The sequence below is a fragment of the Micromonospora sp. NPDC049089 genome (assembly GCF_040648775.1).
Lineage (GTDB): Bacteria > Actinomycetota > Actinomycetes > Mycobacteriales > Micromonosporaceae > Micromonospora.
The window spans coordinates 1-23,379 of record NZ_JBEZEH010000110.1 but is presented as its reverse complement, the minus strand read 5'-3'; the positions used below and the strand labels follow the sequence as shown (position 1 = coordinate 23,379).

Genomic DNA, 23,379 nt, shown 5'->3' with positions numbered 1-23,379 from the left:
CGGCGCGGGCGCGGCGCGGGCGCGGCGCGGGCGCGGCGCGGGCGGGGCGGGCGCGGCGCGGGCGGGGCGGGGCGGGGCGGGGCAGGGTAGGGGCTGAGGGTGGGGGTGGTTAGGCGGAGGCGGGTAGGTCGTCCAGGGGGCGGATCAACTGTGGGCGGGGTGCTGCCCGTGCTACGCCCGGCGGAGTGCCGGCGTCCGCGAATGTCCACTGTGTGGCCGAACTCGCTGGCGTGGGGCGGATCGGGGTTGCGGGCCGTCCGACGTCCCGGAATCGGTCACCGCTCGCGCGACGCCGAGGTCGGGACGCCGCAGCGGCCGGCGTCGGCGGTACGTCGCCCGCCGAGGCGACGGCTCGGAGCTGGCGTGAGCCCGCCGTACGGTTGGTGGCGGGACCCGACGCGGCGGGTCGGGTGGCCATCGTCGGGGTGGGGCTGCCTCGCCTCAGCGGGGTCGGGCCGGTGGCACCGCCCGCCCCTGCCGAAGCCAGCGACGCGAAGACGTCGTCGAGGCGGCCGGTCCGAGCGCCAACGGTGTCGAGGCGCACGATCTGCGCGCTCCTCGCCGGCGAGCCGTTGGGCGCACCAGCGAGCGAGTCGGGCGGGCCGGCGTCCCGGTGCACCGTGTCGAGGTGCGGCACGGCGGCGGTCCGGCGTTGGAAGACGGCCCGCAGGGCGCGGGGCAACCGTTCGACGGCTACCTGGCGCAGCGCGGGAGCGGCGAACGCGTACCCGTCGACGTGGTGGGGGAGCAGCAGCCCTGCGGTGACCAGCTCGCGGAGCGCGGGCGCGGACCGGCCGGGTGTCCAGCCGAGTGCCCGGTCCACGGCCGCCCCGGAGATCAGACCACCGAGGGTGCCGGCGGCCATCAGCACCGCCCGCCGCTCACCGTCGAGGTGGTCCAGCTCCGCGCCGACGGCCCGGCGTACGGCCTCGGGCAGCGGGAGCGCCGCCGGGTCGGCACCGTCCACCAGCGACGTGACGTACGCCGCCGCGTGCCCGGGGCGGCCGCCCACCAGCGGCAGCAGCCGGTCGACCAGGGCCACCGGCTGTCCGGCCCGGGTGAGCAGGTGGCGCAGCAGCCGTCCGGACTGCACCGTGGCCAGGGGTCCGATCGTCATCTGGCGGGCCGGGCCGGGCCGGGTGTCGGTCCACTGCGGCTGGTGCACTGTGAGCAGGGCCAGCGGCAGCTCACGCTCCGTCGCCGCGTCGTACAACGCGTGCAGGAAGCGGCTCACCGCGGGCGCGGCCCGGTCCAGGTCGTCGACGGCCACGATCAGCGGCTGGTGGGCGGCCAGCCGCAGCAGGACCTCGCGGCAGATCGCCGCGCCGGTGAGGGCGGTGGCCGAGCCGTCCGGGGTGGTCAGCATCCGCTGGAGCGCCGGAACCGCGGTGGCCACCCGGGTCGGCGGAAAGAGCGGAGTCAGGGCGGCGACGAGCCGGTCGTGGACCGCCGCCGGGCCGTCGCTGTGCCGAATCCCGGCGAGGCCGCGGAGCAGGTGCGCGACCGGCGCCAACACCTGGTCGGGGTACGGCTGGCAGGTCGCCACGCACCAGCGGACCGGCAGTCCGTCCACCGTGGTCAGCCCACGGGTCAGCTCGTGCAGCAGACGGCTGCGGCCACTGCCGGTGGGGCCGACCAGTGAGATCCAGCGTGGTGTCCGGTTACGGATGGCCGAGCCCAACTGGTCGCGGATGGTGGCCAGCTCGCGGCGTCGACCGATCAACGGGCCGTCGTGCCGGTCGGCGCCGGGGCGAACCGGACCGATGGCGTGCCAGACCGGCACCGGCGACACCCGGCCGGCGACGGGCGTCGGCGTCAGCTGACGCTGGGTGATCAGGCCGGCGGTGGCGCGGGCGGTGGCCGCGCAGAGTGCGACGGCGCCGGGCGCGGCGTACTCCTGCAGGCGGGCCGCTGTGGTGATCACCGCCCCGCTGGCCAGACCGTGCCCGCCGGTGACGGCGTCGCCCAGGTCGACCACCACCTCGCCGGTGGCGACGCCGACCCGGACGCGCAGCCTGATGCCGTCGACCATGGGCCGTCGGTCCAGCGCGGCCTGGATCTCGAGCCCGGCGCGCACCGCCCGGTACGCGTCGAAGCCGTCGGAGTGCCGGGCGCCGAAGAGCGCCATCACGGCGTCGCCGATGTACTTCTCCACCACCCCGTGCCAGCGGTGCAGCACACCGGCGACGGTGTCGAAGTAGGCCCGCTGCAACGCTCGGACGTCCTCGGGGTCGAGCCGGTCCACCAGGGCCGTGGATCCGACGATGTCCGCGAAGAGGACGGTGACGACGCGCCTCTCCTGGGGTACCGGCCAGAGCGGGGTGACGGTCCGCTGCGTGTCGACGATGATGCTGGTGGTCATGGGTGTCGCACCGGCCTCTCTCCCCGCTGTTGCCTGATCACCTCCGGAGATTGGCATTACTGGGCCGACGGGGGATCTGCCGAACGACGTATGTCGGCCACCTGCAACCTTTAGTCGCAAAGTCGACGCGAGGAGTACCAGAACCGGTGGGCGGCCGTAGAACGGTGTGGGGCCCTGTGATTAGGCTGCGTGGCATGGCCAGCGATGTGGACACCGCACCGCTCGTGGGCCGGGCCGAGCTGGTGCAGACGGTTCGGTCCGCGTTGCTCGGTGAGGCCGCGCACGGGCAGACCGCAGCGGTCTTCCTGACCGGCGAGAGCGGTGTGGGAAAGACCCGGCTGTTGGGCGAGATCGGTGACCGCCTGCGGGAGCGGGGCGCCGTGGTGCTCACCGGCAGCTGCCTGGACATCGGCGACGCCTCTCCATTGCACCCGCTGTTGCAGGCGCTGCGCCGGTTCGACGCCGAGGTGTCCACCTCACCCGCCCGTACCTCCTCGGCGGTGCGGGGGCTGTTGCAGATGTTCGCCGACGAGACCGCCAGCCCGGACGGCGCCGGCGCGTTGCTGGAGCGGGTCTCCCGTGGCCTGCACCTGATCGCCGAGGGTCGCCCGCTGGTGCTGATCCTCGACGACCTCCAGTGGGTCGACCGCAGCACCCGGCAGCTCCTGCTCTACCTGCTCGCCGGCCTGGGTGATCTTCAGTTGTCGGTGCTGGCGGCGGTGCGCGCCGAGTCGTTGCAGGGCGCTCACCCGCTGCGCCGGGTGCTCACCGAGCTGCGTCGGCTCCGCACGGTGCGGGTGCTCGACCTGGCACCGCTGGGCCGGGCCGACACCGAGACGCTCGCCGCCGCGGTGGTCGGCCGGACGCTGAGCGCCGACGCGGCCGAGCAGGTGTGGCAGCGCAGCGGCGGCAACCCGTTCGTCATCGAGGAACTGGCCCGGGATCTGCGCGACGGCCGCGACGGGCTGTCCGAGACGCTGCGGGAGATCTTCCTCGACCGGGTCGACGCGCTGCCCCAGCACGCGCACGCCGTGGTGCACGCGGTGGCCGCCGGGGTCGAACCGGTGCAGCACTGGCTGCTGGCCGAGGTGCTGCGGATGCCGGAGGACGAGCTGATCGCCGCGGCCCGGGCCGCGGTGGCGCACCGGCTGCTGGTCGGCGCCGACGAGGGCTACCGGCTGCGGCACCGCCTCGTGGCCGAGGTGCTGGCGCACGAGCTGCTGCCGGCCGAACGCTCCGGGCTGCACCGCCGCTACGCCGAGGCGCTGACCACCGCGCCGGGTGAGTTGCACCAGGCCCGGCTGGCGCACCACTGGCGGCTGGCCGGCGAGCCGGCGCGCGCCCTGCCGGCGGCGGTGGCAGCCGCTCAGGAGGCCGAGCGGCTGCACGGTTACGCCGAGGCGCACCGGCACTGGTCGGCGGCGTTGCAGTTGGCCGCCGAGCCGGGCCCGCTGACGGTGGACCGGGTCGAGTTGCTCGAGAACGCCGCCGAGGCGGCCCACCACTGTGGGGAGCACGCCCGCGCGTTGGCCCTGCTGGAGGAGCTGGCCGCGCTGCGGGGTGGCGAGCCGAGCTGCGCGCTGCACATCCGCCGCGCCCGCTACCTGGCCGCCGCCGGTCGCTCCGCGCTGGCCGAGGAGGAGTACCAGCGGGCGCTGAAGGCGGCGGACTGCTCCCCTCGGGACCGGGCCAGCGCCGCCGCCCGCCTGGCCGAGCTGCTGCTGCACCTGGGTCGCTACGCCGACGCCGGTGAGCGGGCCCGCGAGGCGCTGGCGTTGGCCGAGAACGTGGCGGGCTCGGCCACCGAGGTGGTGCTGGCCAGTTCGGCGTTGGGCTTCAGCGACGCCTGCCTGGAAGACCCGGACGCGGGTCTGGCGGTCATGCGTGACGCCCTCGACACCGCCGAGCGTGCCGGTCAGCCCGAGGACGTGGCCTGCGCGTACCTGCACCTGGCGGAGTTGCTGACCGGGCCGCTGAACGTCCTCGAAGAAGGCGTGGTGGTGGCCCGGCGGGGCGCCGAACGGGTGACCGAGCTGGGCCTGGGCCGCACCTGGGGCACCCGGCTGCTGGCCATCGCCATCAACGGGCTGTTCCGGGTGGGCCAGTGGGCCGAGGCGGAGAAGGTGGTGGCTGCGGCCCTGCGGCACCGACCGTCCGGTGCGGACGCCGTCGAGCTGCTGTTGGCCCGGTGCCGGCTGTCGGTGGGCTACGGCGACATCGAGGCCGCCGGCCGGGACCTCGACGCGGTGGCGACCCTGCTCGCCGGCGGCGGGGCGCGACACGTCATTCCGCTGCTCACCCTGCGCTCCGGGCTGGCCATGTGGGAGGGCCGGCACGACGTGGCGCGGCAGGCGGTGCAGCGCGGCCTGACCGAGAGCCGTTCCGACGACGTGATGATCCTCTCCGCGCTGGTCTGGCACGGCCTGCGCGCCGAGGCTGAGGCGCACGCCAGCCGCACCGTGGAGGTGGACCCGACGGCGGTCCGCCGGCTGCGCGACGTGGCCGAGAGGGTGGCCCGCAAGAGCGCCGGTGCCGCCCGGCCGGTGCGTTCGGTGGTGCAGGGCTTCCTGGCGCTGTGCGCCGCCGAGGTCAGCCGCCTCGACGGCAGCGATCCGGAGCTGTGGGCCGCGTCGGCGGCCGAGTGGGATCGGCGCAATCATCCCTATCCGGCGGCGTACTCGCGCCTGCGGCAGGCCGAGGCGCTGCTGGCTCGGCGCAGCCGGGTGGCCACCGCCGGCAAGCTCCTGCGGGAGGCGTACCGGGTGGCGCAGGGGTTGGGCGCGGTGCCGCTGACCTCGGAGATCCGCGAGCTGGCCGGGCGGGCCCGGGTGTCGCTGGACGAGCGCGACAGCATCAGCGGTGCGCGCGGCGTCCCGGTCGAGGCGTCCGACGACGAGTTGGCGGCGCTCACCGCCCGGGAGCGGGAAGTGCTCGCCCTGGTCGCCGAGGGATTGACCAACAGGGAGATCGGGCAGCGGCTGTTCATCAGCGAGCGGACCATCGGGGTGCACGTGTCGCACATCTTCGACAAGCTCCAGGTCCGTACCCGGGTGCAGGCCAGCGCGATCCAGTTGCGCAACCAACGGGGCTGACCGACTCCACAGTGCGTACGTATCCCGGCGCGTGTGCGCGCCGGGATACGTCGTTCTACTGATCCGGTGGCCGGGTGTCGGCTGAGAGGCTGGGCCGCGTCGACGACGGCACGGGGGATGCCGCCGACCACAATGGAGGAGAAATGATCGAACCGGTCTGGGGGCCCGTGCACCGGGACATCGTCGACCTGCTCGCCGATCATCCCGCGGACGTGCCGGCCGTGGTCGATCATCTGACCAAGCTTCAGGACATGCTGGTCCGGTTGCCACCGTTGGAAGCCAGTTGTCCGCTGGCCGACTTCAACAGGCTCTATCTGACAATCACCAGCAGCGTGCTGGACGGGCTGTACGACGACCGCTTCGTCGACCCGGTCTTCCTCTCCCGGCTCGACGTCGAGTTCGCCGCCCGGTACTTCGACGCGATGCGGCTGTGGACCGACTCCAGCCCCGGCACCCCGAAGGCGTGGTCGTGCCTCTTCGAGCGGATGCGGGGGCCGGATGCCCGGCCGCTGCCGTCGGCGGCGGCCGGGGTGAACGCGCACATCAACTTCGACCTGCCGTTCGCCCTGGTGACCACGTTCGATCACCTGGAGTCGGAGCCGGTCGACGGCAGCGACCAGCACCACGACTACCTCGAGATCAACAAAATCTTCGCGGACAAGATCCCCGGCCTGCGCCGGGGCTACCTGGAGCGGTGGCAGCTGCTCATCGACATGCTCAACGGCGACATCGACGACTGGTACCAGGGGGAACTGGTCGAGTACACCCGCGATGTCGCCTGGCGTAACGCGCAGAAGATCTGGCGGTGCCGGCACGATCCGGACGCCCGAGAGTGTGAGCGCACACGGCTGGACGACAACGCCGCGGCGCTCGGCCGGTTGCTGCTGTCGCCCCTCGGGGCGTTCCTGCAGTAGCCGGGACGGGGGGCCTCCGCGCTCCGCCCCGTGGGGGGCGGCGGAGCGCGGAGGCGCGTCCCACCAGTTCCACCCCGTGTGGCCGCCCGAGGTCGGGTCGGTCACTCAGGGGACAGCCGGTCGGCCCCGGGGGGTGTCGACCGTCTGCCGCCGTCGGCCGGCCCGGGGGGTCGGCCGGCGGTGGGGGAACGCCGGGCGGGAGTCGCGTCCACGGCCTGCGGATCCGGGGGTGTCGGCGGGCTCGGATCGGGTACGCCCGCGCCATGACCGTCCTGGCCCGGCGTCGGCCCGCCGCCCGCCCCCGGCCCGCGCGTCCCGGCCCGCTGCGGCCGGGTGGCCCGGTGTCGAAACCCACCGCTCGGCCCGGCGCCCGATGACCGGCGTCGTGGCCCGGTTTCCGTTCCGCTTCGATCCGGTGTTCCGCCCGGTGCTGGCGCTGCTCGGGGTCCGCCCGGCGACGGCCTGGGTCGCCGTCACCGATCGGGACCTGATGATCCGGTACGGGCCGTGGCGGCTGCGGACCGACCGGGGCAACGTCACCGCCGTCGAGCTGAGCGGACCGTACCGCTGGTGGCGGGCGATCGGCCCGCACCTGTCGCTGGCCGACGGCGGCGCGACCTTCGGCAGCAGCGTGGCCGGCGGGATCTGCCTGCGCTTCGGCGTGCCGGTGGCGGCGCTGGTGCCCGGGGGACGGCCCCGGCACCCGGCGGCCACTGTCACCGTCGCCGACCCACCCGCGCTGGCCCGGCTGCTCGCCGTCGCGGACCTGTCCTGAGCAGGCCGAACAGGTACCCGGTTCCGCCGATCGGACGCCGGGGCACCGCCTACCGTCAGATCAGGACCTGTGAGGGTGGGACTGGCGATGGGTGACGAGCACCGGGCAAAACCACGGCGCTGGAGCGGGCGCCGACACGCGCCGAGCGGGCCGGACCCGGCGCTGCGGGCAGCCCGCGATCCGGCCCGCCCACATCGGGGTGGCCGGCAGGGCGTCGTGGTGCCCGAACGCGTGGCCACACCGGCCCGCTCGGCGCCGCCGGCCAGCCCGCTGCGCCGGTGGCTCTTCCAGCACCAGGTGCAGCCGCCCGGCCCCGAGGCGACCGAGGGGCAGAACCGTCGGCACGCCTGGTGGCAGGTGATGTGCCTGACCGGCGTGGACTACTTCTCCACGCTGTCGTACCTGCCGGGCATCGCGGCGGTGGCGGCCGGGGCGCTCTCCCCGCTGGCGACCTTGTTGATCGTCGTGCTCACCCTGTCCGGCATGCTGCCGATGTACCGGCGGGTGGCCCACGAGAGCCCGCACGGTCAGGGTTCGGTGGCGATGTTGGAGCGGTTGTTGCCGTTCTGGCGGGGCAAGATCTTCGTCCTCGTGCTGCTCGGCTTCGTGGCCACCTCCTGGATCATCACGATCACCCTCTCCTCGGCCGACGCCACCGTGCACCTGCTGGAGAACCCGTACCTGCCGGACGTCCTGCACGGTTCCGTGGTGCCGGTCGTGGTGACGGTGGCGCTGCTGCTCATCCTCGGCGGGGTGTTCCTGCTCGGGTTCCGCGAGGCGGTGGTGGTGGCCATCCCGCTGGTCGCGGTCTTCCTGGTGCTCAACGCGGTGATCGTCGTGGTCGCGGTGGGTCGGATCGTCGAGGACCCGGGCATCGTGTCGAACTGGACGGCCGCGGTCACAGCGACCGGTGGCGGACCGGGCCAGGTGCTGCTCACCGCCGTGTTGGCATTCCCGCTGCTGGTGCTGGGGTTGTCCGGTTTCGAGACCGGGGTCAGCATGATGCCCCTGGTGGCGGCCGACGGCCCGGACAAGCAGGCCCGGCTCGCCGCGCGGATCCGCAACACGCGCCGGCTGCTCACCACCGCCGCGTTGATCATGTCGGTGTACCTGATCTCGACGACCTTCGTGACCACGGCGCTCATTCCGCAGGAGGAGTTCCGGCCGGGCGGCGGCGCGAACGGGCGGGCGCTGGCGTTCCTGGCGCACGCCTACCTGGGGGAGGTGTTCGGCACCGTCTACGACGTGAGCAGCGTGCTCATCCTCTGGTTCGCCGGCGCCTCGGCGATGGCCGGGCTGATCAACATCGTGCCCCGCTACCTGCCGTCCTATGGCATGGCCCCGGAGTGGGCGCGGGCGGTACGCCCCGTGGTGATCGTCTACACCGTCGTCAGCGTCGCCATCACGATCGCCTTCCGCGCCGACGTCAACGCCCAGGCCGGGGCGTACGCCACCGGGATCCTGGCGATGATGGTCTCCGGGGCGGTGGCGGTGACCATCTCCGCGGCCCGTCACCACCGGCGGGGTTCCGCGATCGGCTTCACGGTGCTGACCCTGGTGCTGCTGTACGCGCTGCTGGAGAACGTCATCGAACAGCCGGACGGCATCACGATCTCCGCGCTGTTCATCCTCGGCATCATCGTGGTCTCGTTGGTCTCCCGGGTCACCCGGACCACCGAGCTGCGCGCCGAGCGAATCGAGTTCGACGAGGCAGCCCGTCGGTTCATCAGCGAGTCGCTGGCGCACGACGGGCAGCTGCACCTGATCGCCAACAAGCGGCAGAAGGGGTCGGTGAAGGAGTACACGCTCAAGGAGCGGGCGCAGCGCGGGATGAATCCGGTGCCCGGGGCCGCGGACGTGTTGTTCCTGGAGATCGATGTGGTCGATCCGTCGGAGTTCAGTCAGGTGTTGCGCGTGCACGGCATCGAGGTGGGCGGCTTCCGGGTGCTGCGGGCCGACAGCCCGGCCGCGCCGAACGCGATCGCCGCGATCCTGCTGGCCCTGCGGGACGCCACCGGGGTCCGGCCGCACGCGCACTTCGAGTGGTCGGAGGGCAGCCCGATCGCGCACCTGGCGCGCTACCTCATCCTGGGCCGGGGGGACACCCCGCCGGTGGTGCGAGAGATCATCCGCCGGACCGAACGGGACCCGCTGCGTCGACCCGGCATCCACGTCGGCGGGTGACACTGATGCCGCTCTGACAGCTTTGAAGATGAAAGAGGGCACTATTCACGTTCACGCCTTCCTGTCCGTATTGCGGACCTATCGTGACGTTTGGTAGCCGGCGAACCCGTCGAGCCCCCCGCGCCCGAATCGGCGCGCGGTCACGTCACGTACGCAGGAAGGTAGGCACCGTTGATGTCCACGTACCGAGAGGGAGACCGCGCGACTCAACCCAGACGGCGGTCCCGATGGTTCTTAGCCAGCGGCTTGCTGGCGGGGAGCTTGGTCGTGGGAGCGGCCGGAGCGGCCGCCGCCGCCGACCGCGCCCTCGCCCTCCCCGGTCTGGCTCGGCTGACCCCGGCAGCCGACGACGACCGCCGCACCGGCGACCGGCCCGACCCGGACGCCGAGCGGGCCCGTCCCACCACCCCCGGCACCGGCAAGCGAGGAGTGGTGTCGGTGCCGTGCGACGCCGCGAAGCTGGTTGCGGCGCTGGTCACGGCCAACGCCGAGGGCGGCGGCGAACTCCGCCTCGCGCCCAAGTGCCGCTACACCCTCACCGAGGCGTTCCACGAGACCGACCAGTACGACGGCGGGATCCGGGACGCCCGGGAGGCCGCCGACGCCGCGGAAACCCCCGGTGACGCCGACGCGCCGCCGCACAACCCGGCCGACGACACCGCCGGCCTGCCGGTGATCTACCAGGCGATCACGATCGACGGCGCGGGCGCGACCATCTCCCGGGCCGCCCAGGCCGCCGCGTTCCGCTTCTTCACCGTCCGCGATGGCGGCGAGCTGACCCTGCGCGACGTGGAACTGCACAACGGCCGATCGGCCATCGAGGGCGGCAGCGTGCACGTGGTGCACGGCGCCACCGCGGTGGTGGAACGGGTCACCGTCACGCAGAGCACCTCGCTGTCGCCCGAGGGGGGCGGCGGTGGCATCTTCAACGACGGCAACATGGTGGTCACCGACTCCACGTTCGTCGGCAACAGCGCCTCCGGCGCCGCGGGCAAGGGCGGGGGCCTGCTCAACGGCGGCGTACTGACGCTGAAGCGCTCGGAGTTCCACCGCAACAGCGCCAACGCCTACGGCGGCGGGCTGGGCAACTACCGTGGTGCCGCCGACGTGGAGAGCGTCTCCTTCACCCAGAACAGCGCCGTCCAGGGTGGCGGGCTGGCCAGCTTCTCGGCCCGGACGAAGGTCTCCGACACCGAGCTGCTGAACAACACCGCGCAGGTCGGCGGCGGTGCCGCCAACTCCGACGCGGTGCTGGTGATGCGCACGATGACCATCCGCGGCAACACGTCCACAGTCAACGGGGGCGGTGTCTCGACGGTGAAGGGCCTGACGCCGATCGACGACAGCGTGATCGACGGCAACACCACCCACGGCTTCGGAGCCGGCATCTACGCCGAGAAGGCGAACCTGCTGGTCCGCGGCAGTGACGTGACCCGTAACGAGGCGGTCGGCGCCGCGTCCCAGGGCGGAGGCATCTACGCCAACGCGGGCTCGGTGGCGATCTACACCAGCAAGGTCACCCACAACGCGTCGACGGTGAAGCCCGGCGGCATCTTCGGCATGCACGCCCAGGTCAAGATCGACGATGAGAGCGTGGTGGTCGAGAACGAACCGACCAACTGCGAGGGCAGCCAGGTGCCGATCGCACACTGCTTCCGCTGAGCGTCGACCCGCGCACCATCCCGAGCGCGTTCATCCCGAGTGCACCGCCCGTCCGGACGGATCGTCCGGACGGGCGGTGCTCCGTCACGTGACGCCTCGGCCTCACCGACCGCGGAACCCGGTGGCCACCGACGCCGCCGCGATCAGGTGTCGAGACGGAGGGTTCGGCGTCGTCACGGGGTTAGCCCCTCGCGCGCAGGGTCACGGCGCGTCAACCCATCGCGCGCAGGCGGCCGGAGAGGTCGCCGGCGAAGAAGTCGAGGAAGCCGTCCGGGTCCGGGCCGGCGTTCTGTAGGACGATGTGGTCGAAGCCGGCCTCGACGTACGACCGGACCTTGGCGACGTGGGGCTCGGGGTCCGGGCCGATGGCGAAGAGCTGCCGGATGTGCTTCTCCTCGACGTACGCGCTGGCCGCGTCGAAGTTGACCGGGTTCGGCAGTTCGCTCATCACCTTCCAACCGGTGACCATCCATCGGCTCGTCTGCAACACCGCCTGCACCGCCTGTTGCTCGTCGGTGGCCCAGGCCAGTGGCACCTCGGCGTAGCGCGGGCCCGAACCCTTGGCGCGTCGGTAGTGTTCGACGATCGACGCGTCCGGCTCGGTGGCGAACAGGCCGTCGCCCAACTCGGCGGCGAGCCGCGCCGACACCTCACCGCTCGCCGCCACCGCGATCACGGGCAGGGTGTCCGGCAGATCGAAGATGCGGGCGTCCTCCAGTTGCAGGTGCCGGCCCTCGTACGACTGGTAGCCGCCCTGCCAGAGCAGCCGGATGATCTCCAGCGCCTCGCGTAGTCGCTCGTGTCGCCCTCGAACGCTGGGGAAGCCCTGCCCGACCACGTGCTCGTTGAGCCGCTCGCCGGCGCCCACTCCGAGGGTGAACCGGCCGTCGGAGATCAGCGCCATGGTCGCTGCGGCCTGCGCGATGATCGCCGGGTGGTACCGAACGGTCGGGCAGGTGACCCCGGTGGCCAGGCGCAGGGTGCTGGTCCTGGCCGCGATGGCGCCGAGCACGCTCCAGGTGAACGACGAGTGCCCCTGCGCGTCCAGCCACGGGTGGAAGTGGTCGCTCATCTCGACGAAGTCGAAGCCGGCCCGTTCGGCAAGGACGGCCTGGCGGATGATTTCCTGCGGGCCGTACCCCTCTGTCGCCAGCTTGTAGCCGATCTGCATGCCCACACTCCCGATCCCGTTCGCTGACTGAGGCACCGGCCGTTCCCGGCCCCGGCGTGGACAAACGCCGCAGGGCCGCAAACCAGCCTCCTAGGATGCCTTAGGCGGTGTGCGGTGGGCGACCGCGAGCACCGAGCACCGCCTCCAGCCACCGCACGCCATCAGCGCACCAGCAGATCGATGACGCCCGTCAGGTCCTCCTCACCACCTCCCTCCGACAGGCGGCGACGCATCAGGTCGAAGTAGGGGCGGAGCAGTTCAGGGCTGACGCCCTGCTGCTCGGCGGTGCGCAGAAAGGTCGGCGTGCCCGCCACCTGCATGGCGAGAGGGGAGACGACACCGTCGGTGTAGTTCCCGCTGCGCAGTTGGTAGGCGGTCTGCCGAACCGTCGGGATCATCGCGACGAGCCAGTCGGCGAGCAGGGGGGGCGAACGCCGTCGGGTCGATGTCCTCCCGACGGATCAGGGCGAATGCGTGCGCGGTCCCGGCTACGGGAGATTGAGGCGGGCTAGTGGTGTTGCGCGATCTCGCCGAAAACTGCACCGGCCCGCGCCCCCACTGCGGGGGCACGGGCCGGTCTACGTCTGTTGCCTACTTGGAAGGCTCGGGCAGCTTGCAGTCGACCTTCGGGTTGGCGCCGATGTAGTTCAACGGCCCGGCCACGATGGTGACCAGGATGGTGCCGGCCTCGGCGCAGTTGGTGTCGTCGCCGCTGTAGTAACCGCGCTGGCCACCGGCGATGGCGCCGATCACCAACCAGATCACGACGATGACTCCGAGAATCGAGGTGCCGCGCATCGCTGCCTCCTGAGGTATGTGGTGGATCTGAGGTGCAGCCGTTGTACCCAATCAGGTCGCGCGGCTAACGGTTGCGTGCTAGGACCCCCCGCCGGATCCCCCATCCGGCCGATGCCGTCCGCCGTTGTGTACCGCCCGGGCATCCGCCGCCCGCACCGGGTGGCACCTGTCGGCTATCGGATCGCCGACCGACCTCGCCGTCATCCGGGTGAGTGGACGTAGAACTGCCTCACGGCCCCGCCGAGGAGGACTCATGGACGCCCCGACACCGCCCCTCTACATCGACCGCCCCGAGGACGTCGCGGTCGCGGCCCGCGCGCTTGCTGGCGGCGCGATCGTCGCGGCGGCGTTCGCCAACTTCTACGCCATCGTGACGCGCCCCGACGCGGCCACCGTACGCCTGGTCAACCTGGCCAAGGGTCGACCGGCCCACCAGGTCGGCAGCATCACCACGGCGATCGGCCGGATCCCCGGGATGTTCGACTGGACGCGGATATCGCCGCGGTTGCCGGTCGGTCGGGTGCGGGCGCTGATGGACGCCCTGTACGGGGCCGGGCCGTTCGGCTTCCGTGGGCCGGCCGCCGACCGGCTTCCCGACCACCTCACGCAGATCGACCAGGGGATGCGGACCACCCAGGTGATCGCACCTGGGCTGACCTGCCCCTCCAACGCCTTCTTTGAGCGGGCGCTCGCCGAGACCGCGACGGATCACCTCTACATCACCTCGGCGAACCGCTCCCGGCATCTCACCGGCGAGGCGGAGGAACCGGCGCACTGGAAGGCGGGCCACCTCGCCGCCGACTTCGCCCACCTCGACGATCTGGTGGTGCTGGTCCACCGGGACGAGGCAGCCGCCCGCGCCGCGTACCCGGGCTACCTCACCACCTCGGTCACCCTGCTCTCGTTCCACGCGCCGGAGGGTGACCTCGAAGAGCCGCCGGTGCTCACCGTGGACCGGCACGGATCGCTGCACGTGGACGACGTCCGCCGCGCCGCCGCGCCGCTCGGCCTCCAGGTGCGTCTGGCCGGAGGTGCCCGGGAACGACTGCAGGTCCGGGGGTACGCCGGGGCGCTGGTGTAGCTGGCAGGCGGCTCAGTGCGGCGGTGACGGGGCCTCCGGAGGCTTGCCGTGGCTACGCCGGAAGTCCGCGTAGGCCACCCCGCCCAGCACCAGCAGCCCGCCGAGGGACGCGAAGAGCGGCGGCACGTACAGCAGGGCGGGGGCGATGGTCAGCAGCGCCAGCACCCCACCGGGTCGGGACCACGACACCCGGCTGAACACCTCGTACTCGAACGAGGCCCGGCCGGCCAGGAACAGCGCCGGGCCGCCGAGGATCACCGCCAGCCAGGACGGCGGGGTCCGCCCGGTCGGCTCGTGCAGCACCAGGTGGAAGCCGGCCGCCGTGACGACCACGCCGGCGATCATCAGCAGATGGGTGTACGGCGCGCTGAAGAGGAACTTGCTGGGCGACTCGGCCGCCTTGATGGCGGTCGGCAGCAGCTCGCCGGACTTGTGCACGTAGATCCGCCAGAGCAGCAGCGTGGTCAGGAACGCCACCGCGAAGGCCTCGATGTTGTCGGCCTCGGTGTGCTCCATGCTGAACATGGTGCCGATCGTCAGGATGGCGTCGCCGAGCGCGATGATGAAGAACTGCTGGTAGCGCTCGGAGAGATGCTCCGCGGTGACGTTGCGTTGCTTCTCGGGCACCACCCCGAGACCGGGCACCGGGTACGCGAGTCGGAAGCCGAGGTAGTCGATGGCGAGCGCGATGGCCCAGCACACGATCCGGGCGTCTCCGCTGACGAATGCGCCGATGAGCCACGGGATCGCCGACACCACGAACCAGACGAAGATGCGGACCGCCCGACGCTGGGTCTGCGGTTCGCGGCGTACCGCCGGCATCAGGAACAGGCCACGCCCCAGGTGGATCGCCACGTACGTGCCGGCGAAGACGATCCCTCGACTGTTGAACGCCTCCGGGATGGCCGTGGTCATCAGCAGCGCGCCGAACATGACGGCGCTGATCAGCAGCTTGATCTCGGTGCGTTCGGGGTCGTACAGGTCGGTGACCAGGGTGGTGATCGCCCAGGTCCACCAGACGGCGGCCAGCATGATCAGTGCCTCGGCGGCCCGGTGCCAGTCGAGTCGTTCGGCCAGTCCCCGCGAGATGAGCGCCAGGGCGACCACGTACACCAGGTCGAAGAAGAGTTCGAGGAGGGTGACCCGGCGCGGGCCCTCCGGGTCGCGCACCGGCGGACCGCTGGCCTGTGGCGATCCGGGCTCCGACGCGGGGAGGTGCACGGGTTACTCCTGCGGAACCGCTCGACTCGATGGACCTGTCCGGCCCACCTTGACGGACGGTAACGAGCGGGGGAGCGCGGGAACCCGCGTTCACCCGCTCGTCCCCCAACCGGGTCGTGCCGGGCGGTTACCGCGCCTGCGGCGATGTCGACGGCTTTTCGCCGCCGCGCGGCGCGGCGAGGGCGTCGACCAGGCGGCGGGCCGAGCCGGCCAGGTTCCATCGTTGGGCGAGCTCGAGCAGCCGGTCCGGGTCGGCCGGCGCGCTCGGCAGCGCGGTGGGCAGCTCCGGCAGGGGCACGTCCAGGGCGACCCGGACCACCGTCGGCGCGACGCCCAGGTAGTCGCGGGCCGCGACCAGCTTGGCGCGCAGGCCCGGTGCGAAGGACGAGTCGGAGTCGTCGAGCGCGGCCAGGATGCCGGCGATGCTGCCGTACCGCTCGATCAGCCGGGCGGCGGTCTTGTCGCCGACGCCGGCCACCCCGGGCAACCCGTCACTCGGGTCGCCGCGCAGTGCGGCGAAGTCGGCGTACCGGTCGGCGGGCACGCCGTAGCGGGCCCGCACGGCGGCGTCGTCGCAGTCGTCGAGCTTGGCGACGCCGCGCCCGACGTAGAGCAGTCGGACCGGTCGGGCGTCGTCGACGAGTTGAAACAGGTCGCGGTCGCCGGAGACCACCTCGATCGGGCCGGGCTGGGTCACCGAGAGGGTGCCGAGCACGTCGTCCGCCTCGTAGCCGGTCGCGCCGACAGCGGTGATGCCCACCGCGGTCAGCACCTCCAGGATCATCGGCACCTGCGGGGAGAGGGTGTCCGGAACGATCTCGCCGCCCTGCGGGGCGACCCGGTGCGCCTTGTACGACGGCAGCAGGTCGACCCGCCACGCCGGTCGCCAGTCGTAGTCCAGTGCGCAGATCATCCGGTCGGCGCCCCGCACCCGGATCAGGGTGGCGAGCATGTCGAGGAAGCCGCGCACCGCGTTGACCGGGGTGCCGTCCTCGGCCCTGGCGGCGGACTCCGGGATGCCGAAGTAGGCCCGGAAGTAGAGGCTGGCTGAGTCGATCAGCAGGATCGGGGGTCGGTGTGCCACGCCGGACAGCCTGGCACAACCGTCCGACGATCTGGGGTACGCCCGGCCGCTGGTGGTGTCAGCGTCGCTCGTCGGGCTGGTAGACGGTGTCCCGCCGGGCCAGGTGCTGCACGACGTAGCTGGTCACCAGCAGCAGGATCGCGACCACCACCTCGACCCAGGCCGCGATGCCGTCGGCGACGGTGACGCCGATGACGAGCAGGACCAGGCCGACGAGCGCGAGGACTCCGGCCCACAGTTGGCGGCGACGGCGGGTCGCCGCCCGGTTCGTCTGGTTCCCTGCCACGTCGGTCCTCCCGGTCAGGTCGCCCGCATGGGCGCCCGGTCCCAGGCTAGGGCGCAGGGGAGGCGCCGGCCCGGAAAACGACAGTGCGGGCTGGTACGCGGAGGCGGCCAGGACGGTGAGCGCGGTCAGCGGCAGTGCGACCGCGCCGACGGCCGACCGCCGACCCGACCTTGCTGGTCGTGCCGGCGGTCCACCAGCGCCAGAACCCCCCCGGCCCGTTCGTCGACGTGCATGTCGCCGTCCCCCGTTCGCCGAGCCAGTGCGTTCCAATCTGGAACGTACTATAGTCGGAGTGGGAGCGACGGAGGTAGCGGGTGCGGCGAGAAGATCTTGCCGATGCGGACTGCGGCATCGCGCAGGCGCTCGGCGTACTGGGGGACTGGTGGACGTTCCTCATCGTGCGTGACGTCGCCGGCGGGACGACCCGTTTCGACGCGCTGCAACGGGAGTTGGGCGTCAGCCGTCGGGCGCTGACCGAGCGCCTCGGTGCGCTGGTCGAGCACGGTGTGCTGGAGCGCCGGCCGTACTCGCTGCACCCACCGCGGTACGACTACCTGCTCACCGGGAAGGGCGAGGGGCTCCTACCGGTGCTGATCGCCCTGCAGGACTGGGGAACGAGGCATCTGATGGGTGACGGAGAGTTGACCGCGACGGCCGACTCCGGGAGTGCCGAGGCGCGCCGGGCACGCGACCTTGTCGGGCGGCGATTGCCCGAGGCCGTGCTGCCGGGTGCCGACGGTCAGCCGGTGTCGGTGGCCGCGACGGGCGAGTGGAGCGTCCTCTACCTCTTCCCCGGGGCGTACGCGCCGGGGACGCAGGGCTATCCGCCGGCCTGGTCGGAGATCCCCGGTGCCCGGGGCTGCACCCTCGAATCGACCACCTACGCGAAGCGGCACCCGGACTTCCAGGCCGCCGGGGTACGGGTGTACGGGATCAGCACGCAGCGGCCGGACCAGCTCGCCGACTTCTCCGCGTACGCCGGGCTGCCGTTTCCGCTGCTGTCCGACCAGGACGGCCGACTGGCCGCCGGGTTGTTGCTGCCCGTCTTCCGCGCCGGTGGGATGACCCGGTTCAAGCGGCTGACGCTGCTGGTCGACCCGCAGGCGGTGGTGCGAGCCGTGCAGTTCCCGGTCACCGACCCGGCCGGGTCGGTGGAGGAGATGCTCACACTGGTCCGCCAGCACGCCGGGGCCCCCGGCTGACGCCTTCGCGTCGACCGGGGGCCCTACGAGCCGGGCTGGTGCGGGGAGCCTGTGCGCGCGGCGTCAGGCCGGGAGCGTCCAGCGCTGGTTGGCGCCGGCGAAGCAGTCCCAGATCTGCAGCCGGGCGCCGTCGGCGGAGGTGTTGTCGGTGACGTCGAGGCACTTGTTCGACTGCGGGTTGCGCAGCGTCCCGTTGGACTGGGCCTGCCAGACCTGGGCGCCGCTGCCGTTGCAGTCCCAGAGCTGGACCTTCGCGCCGTTGGCGGTGGATCCGCTGGTGATGTCGGCGCACTTGCCGAGGGCGCGCAGTGTGCTGTCGCTGGCCACGGTCCAGGTCTGCGCGTTGGTGCCGTTGCAGGTCCAGATCTGGATGGCGGCGCCGTTGGCGGTGCTGGCCGAGGCCACGTCGACGCACTTGCCGCCGATCCCGGTGATCTGACCGGTGCGTCCGGTCGGCGGCGGGGTGGTGCCGCCCATGATGGTGTCGTACATGGCGCTGAGCAGTGAGGTCGAGCCGCTGGTGTCCTGCGACAGCTCCCAGTTCATCACGCCGCCGGCGTTCGCGAGGGCCCACTGGGTCTTGCGCTTGACCGTGGGGATGCCGTTCCAGCACTGCTGCGATCCGTTGATGGTGGCGCAGTCCCGGTTGGCGTTCGCCGGGTCGAGCCCGACCAGGTACGAGTAGTTGTAGTAGACGGGGCGGCTGTAGAACGGGATGCCGAGGACGGCCTTGCTGGCCGGCAGGCCGCGGGCCTTCCATCCGTTGATGGCGTTGATCGACCAGTCGTAGTTGGCGTGCGGGCTGCCGCCGTCGTACGCCATGATGTTGAGCCAGTCGACCTGGTTGAACACGGCGGTCTGGACGCCCTGGACGCTGCCGCCCTCGCTGACCACGGCGGCGGTGAGCAGCTTGCCGCGGCTGTGCAGGGCGCTGCCGAGTTGCGTCATGAGCGCCGTGTAGTTGTTGGCCGAGGTGCCCGGGTCGGGGTACTCCCAGTCCATGTCGACGCCGTCGAGGTTGTACTGGTTGACGAAGTTGATCAGGTTGTTGACGAAGTTCGTGCGGCTGGTGGCGTTGGCGGCGAGCGCCTCGAAGGCGGAGTCGTTGCCGTCGTTCCAGCCGCCGACGGCGATGGAGACCTTGACGTTGTTGGCGTGCCCCTGCGAGACCAGCGAGGAGAGCCGGGCCCCGTCCACCCCTTGCAGGGTGCCGTTGCTGTTGGGCAGGACAAAGGCGTAGTTGATGTGGGTGAGCTTGTTGTACTGGATCGTGTTGATGTTGCCGGCCCAGGAGGGCATGTAGCCGACGCTCTTGAAGTTGTTCGGCAGCACCACTGCCTGCGCGGCGGTGGGAACGACGGTGAGGGCGGCGCCGGCGGTAGCCAGCGCGAGCAGGCCGGCGGCGAGGGCGCGGCGCAGTGGTGAGGACATCGGGGGCCTTCCCGTGGGCGGGGGACGACACCCGCCCGCGCAGGGTTGTCGCGGGCGGGCGGTGCGGGGGACGCAGTGACGGGTGGGCCTCGAGGCAGCCAAATCTTAAAGAGTGTTAACTGTCCGAGTCAATCAACGCCGATGGATTTCCGGCCATCCGGTGCCAATAGGGGGTTTGCCCAAACGACCGTTAAGCTGGCGGAGTGGGAATCGACGAGCTGTATCCGCCGGATCGGTTGATCGCCGCGCAGCGAGCGACGGCCGCCGCCGGCCTGGACGCACTGCTGCTCACACCCGGCTCTGACCTGCGGTATCTGACCGGGTACGACGCCCACGCGGGGGAGCGGCTGACCTGCCTGGTGCTGCCCGCCGACGGTGAGCCGACGCTGGTCGTACCGAGGTTGGAACGTCCCGCGGCGGAGGCCGCCCCGAACACCGGCGTACGCATCGTCGACCACGTCGACGGCACCGACCCGTACCCCTTGGTCGTCGCCGCCCTCGACGGCCCGGTCGCGGCGGTCGGGCTCGCCGACCGGATGTGGGCCGAGCAGGTCCTCGGCCTGCGCGCGGCGCTGCCCGACGCCGCGCAACGGCTCGCCGGGGAGGTCCTGCGCGAGTTGCGGATCCGCAAGTCCCCGGCGGAGATCGCGGCGCTCGCCGAGGCCGGCGCGGCGATCGACGAGGTGCACCTGCGGATGGGCGAGTGGCTGCGCCCCGGTCGCACCGAGGTCGAGGTCGCCACCGACATCGCCGCGGCGATCCGGGCCGCCGGACACGTCACCGTCGACTTCGTCATCGTGGCGGCCGGACCCAACGGGGCCAGCCCGCACCACGGCACCTCCAACCGCCCGATCGGCGTCGGCGAGCCGGTGGTGGTCGACATCGGCGGCACGATGGCGTCGGGCTACCGCTCGGACTGCACCCGCACCTACCTGGCGGGCGGGTCGGCGCCGGCCGACTTCCTGGACTACTACGCCGTGCTGCGCGACGCCCAACGCGCCGCCGTCGAGGCGGTGCGGCCCGGGATCACCGCCGCGGCGGCCGACGCCGAGGCCCGCGCGCCGATCGTCGCCGCCGGCTACGGTCCCGCGTTCCTGCACCGCACCGGTCACGGCATCGGTCTGGACGGGCACGAGGAGCCGTACCTGGTGGCCGGCAACGACCGACCCCTCGACGCCGGCATGGCGTTCTCCATCGAACCAGGCATCTACCTGGCGGGCCGGCACGGCGCCCGCATCGAGGACATCGTCGTCTGCACAACGGACGGCGTGCAACGGCTCAACACCACCCCCACGGAGCTCATCGCGCTATGACTGTCGACCGGATCCTGCCCACCGACGAGGCCCACGACCTGCTGGGTCTCGCCACCGAGCTCGCCGACGGCGAGCTCGCGCCGAAGGCCGCGGCCTTCGAGGAACGCGCCGAGTTCCCCCGCGAGGTGCTGCGCACGCTGGGCCGCGCCGGCCTGCTCGGCCTGCCCTACCCCGAGGAGTACGGCGGCGCGGCGCAGCCGTACGAGGTGTACCTGCAGGTCCTGGAGATCCTGGCCAGCCGCTGGCTCGCTGTCGCCGAGGCGGTCAGCGTGCACACCCTGTCCTGCTACCCGGTGGCGGCGTTCGGCAGCGACGAGCAGCGCAAGCTGCTGCCGGACATGCTCGGCGGCGAGTTGCTGGGCGCGTACTGCCTCTCCGAGCCGCAGGGTGGCTCGGACGCGGCGGCGCTGACCACCCGGGCGGATCGCGACGGCGACGCGTACCTGGTCTCCGGCACCAAGGCGTGGATCACCCACGCCCACACCGCCGACTTCTACAACGTCTTCTGCCGCACCGGCGGGCCCGGTCCGAAGGGGATCTCCTGTCTGCTCGCCGACGCGGGCACGGCCGGCATCACCCCGCAGGCGGCCGAGCGAACGATGGGGCTGCGCGCCTCCCCGGTCGCGCAGATCGCCTTCGACGAGGCCCGGGTGCCGGCCGACCGGTTGATCGGCGGCGAGGGGATGGGCTTCACCATCGCGATGTCCGCGCTGGACTCCGGCCGGCTGGGCATCGCGGCGTGCGCGGTCGGGCTGGCCCAGGCCGCCCTGGACTACGCGGTCTCCTACGCCCGGGAGAGGCAGCAGTTCGGGCGTTCCATCATCGACTTCCAGGGGCTGGGGTTCCTCCTCGCCGACGCGGCCACCCAGATCTCCGCTGCCCGCGCGCTGACCCTGGCGGCGGCCCGTCTGCGCGACGCCGGCCGGCCGTACGCCATCGAGGCGGCCAAGGCGAAGCTGTTCGCCACCGACATGGCGATGCGGGTGACCACCGACGCGGTGCAGGTGCTCGGCGGTGCGGGTTACGTGGCCGACCACCCGGTGGAGCGGTACATGCGTGAGGCGAAGGTGTTGCAGATCGTGGAGGGCACCAACCAGATCCAGCGGATGGTGATCTCCCGGGCACTGGCCAAGGGCTGACAACGGTACGTGGTGGTGGGGCTGCGGTGGGTGCGTCACGGCCCACCGCGGTCCGCCACTCGGGTACCTCGTCGCCGTGCGACCGTTTTCCCGGTAGGTTGCACGCCGTGGAGGAGATCGACCGCGCTATCGTCGCCGCGCTGACCGCCGACGGCCGTCTGTCGTACACCGACCTGGCCGAGCGGGTGGGGCTGTCGGTGTCCGCCGTGCATCAGCGGGTCCGTCGGCTGGAGCAGCGCGGGGTGATCAAGGGGTACGCGGCCCGGGTGTCGTTCGAGGCGCTGGACCTGCCGCTCACCGCGTTCGTGGCGATCCGGCCGTTCGATCCGTCGCAGCCGGACGACGCCCCGGAGCGGCTGGCCCACCTGCCGGAGATCGACTCCTGCTACTCGGTGGCGGGGGAGGACTTCTACCTGCTGCTGGTGCGGGTGGCCAGCCCCACCGACCTGGAGCGGGTGCTCCAGGAGATCCGCACCTCGGCGAACGTCACGACCCGGACGACAGTGGTGTTGTCCACGCCGTACGAGAACCGGCCGCCGAAGATCAGCGCTGCGGCGCCGAGTCGGTCGCGGTCCCGGGTGCCGGAGGAGCCGGCTGGTTCCACCGCAGGATGACCTGCCGGCCGTGTTCGTGACCGAGCGCGCTGACAGTGGCGGTGTCCAGGCGTAACCGCCCACCGGCGGACGGGGGCAGGCCGATCCAGCGGGCACCGAGCACCCGCAGGCTGTGCGCGTGCCCGACCAGCGCCACGGTGCCCCGGTCGAGCAGCGGGGTGACGCGGGCCAGCACCCGGTCCAGCCGTTCGCCCACCTCTGCGGGGGACTCCCCGCCGGGGCAGCCGTCGGTCCAGATGTTCCAGTGCGGATCGTCGTCGTGGATGTCGACTGTGGTGCGGCCCTCGTACTCGCCGTAGTTCCACTCGCTGAGGTTCTCGTCGACGGCGTCGACGGTGAGCCCGGCCAGCTGCGCGGTGCGCAGCGCCCGGGAGCGGGGGCTGGTCAGCACTGTGACGAAGCGCCGGCCGGCCAGGAACGCGGCCAGGGTGCGGGCCTGTCGCTCGCCGTCGGGGGTCAGCTCCAGGTCGGTGTACGAGGTGTGCCGCAGGCTGGCGCTCCAGGTGGTCTCGCCGTGCCGGATCAGCAGGAGCTCTCCCATCCGGTCAGTTAACCATCGTGGGTCGGTGCCGACAGCTGACCTCCCACTACCTATCTTCCTAGGATGCTTTAGCGGGTGTGCCGACCGGCACCGCCGGTTTCGGCACCCGGAGACCGGGCAAGCGAGCCAGGACAACCGCCAGACCGAGGAGGCGCGATGAGCTTCACCGAGAAGGCAAAGAACAAGGTTGAGCAGATGGCCGGCGCCGCGAGGGAGCGCGTCGGCGACATGACCGACAACGAGCGGATGCGTGGCGAGGGCGCCAGCCAGCAGAGCGACGCGCGCGCCAAGCAGGCCGGTCAGAACGTTAAGGACGCTGGCCGCAACGTGAAGGACTCCTTCACGAAGTGACCTGAACGGTCCACGGGTCCCCGGGCGCACCGTCGCCCGGGGACCCGTGGCGCTGCGGTCCCTGTCTTGGCTCCCCTGCTCCGTCGATAAATGTGGTGTGGTGGGGGAGCAAGCAACCAAGGCGGCCCAAACCCCGCACACCAACCCCAAAATCGACC

The 23,379-nt window shown here is 72.2% G+C and carries 20 protein-coding genes; 11 read left to right on the top strand and 9 right to left on the bottom strand.

The genetic code is table 11. The features are described 5' to 3' along the window. Positions 1-109: 109 nt before the first annotated feature. Entirely contained in the window at positions 110-2,362 is a 2,253-nt protein-coding gene (locus AB0B48_RS19595; protein ID WP_357203378.1) for an adenylate/guanylate cyclase domain-containing protein, read from the bottom strand. A gap of 194 nt (positions 2,363-2,556) precedes the next feature. On the opposite strand from AB0B48_RS19595, the gene AB0B48_RS19590 reads away from it, so the two are divergent. From AB0B48_RS19590 to AB0B48_RS19570, 5 genes are all read left to right on the top strand, one after another. After that, positions 2,557-5,454 carry an AAA family ATPase gene (locus AB0B48_RS19590; RefSeq protein ID WP_357203375.1) on the top strand — a complete coding sequence of 966 codons (2,898 nt, stop codon included), beginning with the start codon at positions 2,557-2,559 and terminating at the stop codon, positions 5,452-5,454. Between the two features lie 143 nt (positions 5,455-5,597). Further along, positions 5,598-6,368, top strand: coding sequence for a DUF5995 family protein (locus AB0B48_RS19585; RefSeq protein ID WP_355007439.1), 771 nt, complete (start codon positions 5,598-5,600; stop codon positions 6,366-6,368). A 373-nt stretch (positions 6,369-6,741) separates the two neighbouring features. Further along, positions 6,742-7,143 carry a hypothetical protein gene (locus tag AB0B48_RS19580; RefSeq protein ID WP_357203372.1) on the top strand — a complete coding sequence of 134 codons (402 nt, stop codon included), beginning with the start codon at positions 6,742-6,744 and terminating at the stop codon, positions 7,141-7,143. Positions 7,144-7,230: 87 nt separating this feature from the next. Next, positions 7,231-9,327, top strand: coding sequence for an amino acid transporter (locus tag AB0B48_RS19575; protein ID WP_357203369.1), 2,097 nt, complete (start codon positions 7,231-7,233; stop codon positions 9,325-9,327). A gap of 174 nt (positions 9,328-9,501) precedes the next feature. Next, entirely contained in the window at positions 9,502-10,989 is a 1,488-nt protein-coding gene (locus tag AB0B48_RS19570) for a hypothetical protein (RefSeq protein WP_357203367.1), read from the top strand. Between the two features lie 211 nt (positions 10,990-11,200). On the opposite strand, the gene AB0B48_RS19565 is transcribed toward AB0B48_RS19570, so the two are convergent. The 3 genes from AB0B48_RS19565 to AB0B48_RS19555 form a co-directional block, all read right to left on the bottom strand. Beyond that, positions 11,201-12,160, bottom strand: a complete 960-nt coding sequence (locus tag AB0B48_RS19565) for a TIGR03557 family F420-dependent LLM class oxidoreductase (RefSeq protein WP_357203364.1) — start codon at positions 12,158-12,160, stop codon at positions 11,201-11,203. Positions 12,161-12,321: 161 nt separating this feature from the next. Continuing rightward, the gene (locus AB0B48_RS19560; protein ID WP_357203361.1) at positions 12,322-12,558 is read right to left on the bottom strand and encodes a hypothetical protein; all 237 of its coding nucleotides are present in this window, start codon (positions 12,556-12,558) and stop codon (positions 12,322-12,324) included. Between the two features lie 193 nt (positions 12,559-12,751). After that, positions 12,752-12,958: a hypothetical protein gene (locus AB0B48_RS19555; protein ID WP_007460667.1), complete on the bottom strand. Its 207-nt coding sequence runs from the start codon at positions 12,956-12,958 to the stop codon at positions 12,752-12,754. A gap of 253 nt (positions 12,959-13,211) precedes the next feature. On the opposite strand from AB0B48_RS19555, the gene AB0B48_RS19550 reads away from it, so the two are divergent. Further along, a complete protein-coding gene (locus AB0B48_RS19550; RefSeq protein WP_357203358.1) occupies positions 13,212-14,039 on the top strand; it encodes a hypothetical protein in 828 nt (275 codons plus the stop codon). A gap of 12 nt (positions 14,040-14,051) precedes the next feature. On the opposite strand, the gene AB0B48_RS19545 is transcribed toward AB0B48_RS19550, so the two are convergent. From AB0B48_RS19545 to AB0B48_RS19535, 3 genes are all read right to left on the bottom strand, one after another. After that, complete coding sequence (locus tag AB0B48_RS19545) at positions 14,052-15,260, bottom strand: low temperature requirement protein A (protein ID WP_357203355.1); 1,209 nt, start codon at positions 15,258-15,260, stop codon at positions 14,052-14,054. A 127-nt stretch (positions 15,261-15,387) separates the two neighbouring features. Continuing rightward, complete coding sequence (locus AB0B48_RS19540) at positions 15,388-16,344, bottom strand: 5'-3' exonuclease (RefSeq protein WP_357203352.1); 957 nt, start codon at positions 16,342-16,344, stop codon at positions 15,388-15,390. 58 nt (positions 16,345-16,402) lie between these two features. Then, positions 16,403-16,630 (bottom strand): hypothetical protein, encoded by a 228-nt coding sequence (locus AB0B48_RS19535; protein ID WP_355007449.1) that lies wholly within the window; start codon positions 16,628-16,630, stop codon positions 16,403-16,405. Positions 16,631-16,944: 314 nt separating this feature from the next. Between AB0B48_RS19535 and AB0B48_RS19530 the strand changes: the two genes are divergently transcribed. Next, positions 16,945-17,832 (top strand): winged helix-turn-helix transcriptional regulator, encoded by an 888-nt coding sequence (locus tag AB0B48_RS19530; protein ID WP_357203349.1) that lies wholly within the window; start codon positions 16,945-16,947, stop codon positions 17,830-17,832. 63 nt (positions 17,833-17,895) lie between these two features. On the opposite strand, the gene AB0B48_RS19525 is transcribed toward AB0B48_RS19530, so the two are convergent. Further along, positions 17,896-19,263, bottom strand: coding sequence for a glycosyl hydrolase family 18 protein (locus tag AB0B48_RS19525; RefSeq protein ID WP_357203346.1), 1,368 nt, complete (start codon positions 19,261-19,263; stop codon positions 17,896-17,898). A 203-nt stretch (positions 19,264-19,466) separates the two neighbouring features. Here AB0B48_RS19525 and AB0B48_RS19520 point away from each other — a divergent pair, with 203 nt between their 5' ends. From AB0B48_RS19520 to AB0B48_RS19510, 3 genes are all read left to right on the top strand, one after another. Beyond that, positions 19,467-20,576 (top strand): Xaa-Pro peptidase family protein, encoded by a 1,110-nt coding sequence (locus AB0B48_RS19520; protein WP_357203343.1) that lies wholly within the window; start codon positions 19,467-19,469, stop codon positions 20,574-20,576. Then, positions 20,573-21,715, top strand: coding sequence for an acyl-CoA dehydrogenase family protein (locus AB0B48_RS19515; RefSeq protein ID WP_357203340.1), 1,143 nt, complete (start codon positions 20,573-20,575; stop codon positions 21,713-21,715). The genes AB0B48_RS19520 and AB0B48_RS19515 overlap by 4 nt, the downstream gene beginning before the upstream one ends. 107 nt (positions 21,716-21,822) lie before the next feature. Then, positions 21,823-22,329 carry an Lrp/AsnC family transcriptional regulator gene (locus tag AB0B48_RS19510; RefSeq protein WP_354973887.1) on the top strand — a complete coding sequence of 169 codons (507 nt, stop codon included), beginning with the start codon at positions 21,823-21,825 and terminating at the stop codon, positions 22,327-22,329. Here AB0B48_RS19510 and AB0B48_RS19505 read toward each other — a convergent pair. Next, positions 22,259-22,870 carry a histidine phosphatase family protein gene (locus AB0B48_RS19505; RefSeq protein ID WP_357203336.1) on the bottom strand — a complete coding sequence of 204 codons (612 nt, stop codon included), beginning with the start codon at positions 22,868-22,870 and terminating at the stop codon, positions 22,259-22,261. The two genes, AB0B48_RS19510 and AB0B48_RS19505, sit on opposite strands and share 71 nt — an antisense overlap. Positions 22,871-23,026: 156 nt before the next feature. Here AB0B48_RS19505 and AB0B48_RS19500 point away from each other — a divergent pair, with 156 nt between their 5' ends. Further along, positions 23,027-23,221, top strand: coding sequence for a CsbD family protein (locus AB0B48_RS19500; protein ID WP_088989634.1), 195 nt, complete (start codon positions 23,027-23,029; stop codon positions 23,219-23,221). Positions 23,222-23,379: the final 158 nt, after the last annotated feature.

What these genes read in the sequence shown, in the direction of transcription:
- AB0B48_RS19515 (WP_357203340.1), top strand. Translation starts at nt 20,573, where the DNA reads ATGACTGTCGACCGGATCCTGCCCACCGACGAGGCCCACGACCTGCTG.
- AB0B48_RS19570 (WP_357203367.1), top strand. Translation starts at nt 9,502, where the DNA reads ATGTCCACGTACCGAGAGGGAGACCGCGCGACTCAACCCAGACGGCGG.
- AB0B48_RS19595 (WP_357203378.1), bottom strand. Translation starts at nt 2,362, where the DNA reads ATGACCACCAGCATCATCGTCGACACGCAGCGGACCGTCACCCCGCTC.
- AB0B48_RS19560 (WP_357203361.1), bottom strand. Translation starts at nt 12,558, where the DNA reads ATGATCCCGACGGTTCGGCAGACCGCCTACCAACTGCGCAGCGGGAAC.
- AB0B48_RS19505 (WP_357203336.1), bottom strand. Translation starts at nt 22,870, where the DNA reads ATGGGAGAGCTCCTGCTGATCCGGCACGGCGAGACCACCTGGAGCGCC.
- AB0B48_RS19500 (WP_088989634.1), top strand. Translation starts at nt 23,027, where the DNA reads ATGAGCTTCACCGAGAAGGCAAAGAACAAGGTTGAGCAGATGGCCGGC.
- AB0B48_RS19590 (WP_357203375.1), top strand. Translation starts at nt 2,557, where the DNA reads ATGGCCAGCGATGTGGACACCGCACCGCTCGTGGGCCGGGCCGAGCTG.
- AB0B48_RS19575 (WP_357203369.1), top strand. Translation starts at nt 7,231, where the DNA reads ATGGGTGACGAGCACCGGGCAAAACCACGGCGCTGGAGCGGGCGCCGA.
- AB0B48_RS19550 (WP_357203358.1), top strand. Translation starts at nt 13,212, where the DNA reads ATGGACGCCCCGACACCGCCCCTCTACATCGACCGCCCCGAGGACGTC.
- AB0B48_RS19555 (WP_007460667.1), bottom strand. Translation starts at nt 12,958, where the DNA reads ATGCGCGGCACCTCGATTCTCGGAGTCATCGTCGTGATCTGGTTGGTG.
- AB0B48_RS19585 (WP_355007439.1), top strand. Translation starts at nt 5,598, where the DNA reads ATGATCGAACCGGTCTGGGGGCCCGTGCACCGGGACATCGTCGACCTG.
- AB0B48_RS19565 (WP_357203364.1), bottom strand. Translation starts at nt 12,160, where the DNA reads ATGCAGATCGGCTACAAGCTGGCGACAGAGGGGTACGGCCCGCAGGAA.
- AB0B48_RS19580 (WP_357203372.1), top strand. Translation starts at nt 6,742, where the DNA reads ATGACCGGCGTCGTGGCCCGGTTTCCGTTCCGCTTCGATCCGGTGTTC.
- AB0B48_RS19525 (WP_357203346.1), bottom strand. Translation starts at nt 19,263, where the DNA reads ATGTCCTCACCACTGCGCCGCGCCCTCGCCGCCGGCCTGCTCGCGCTG.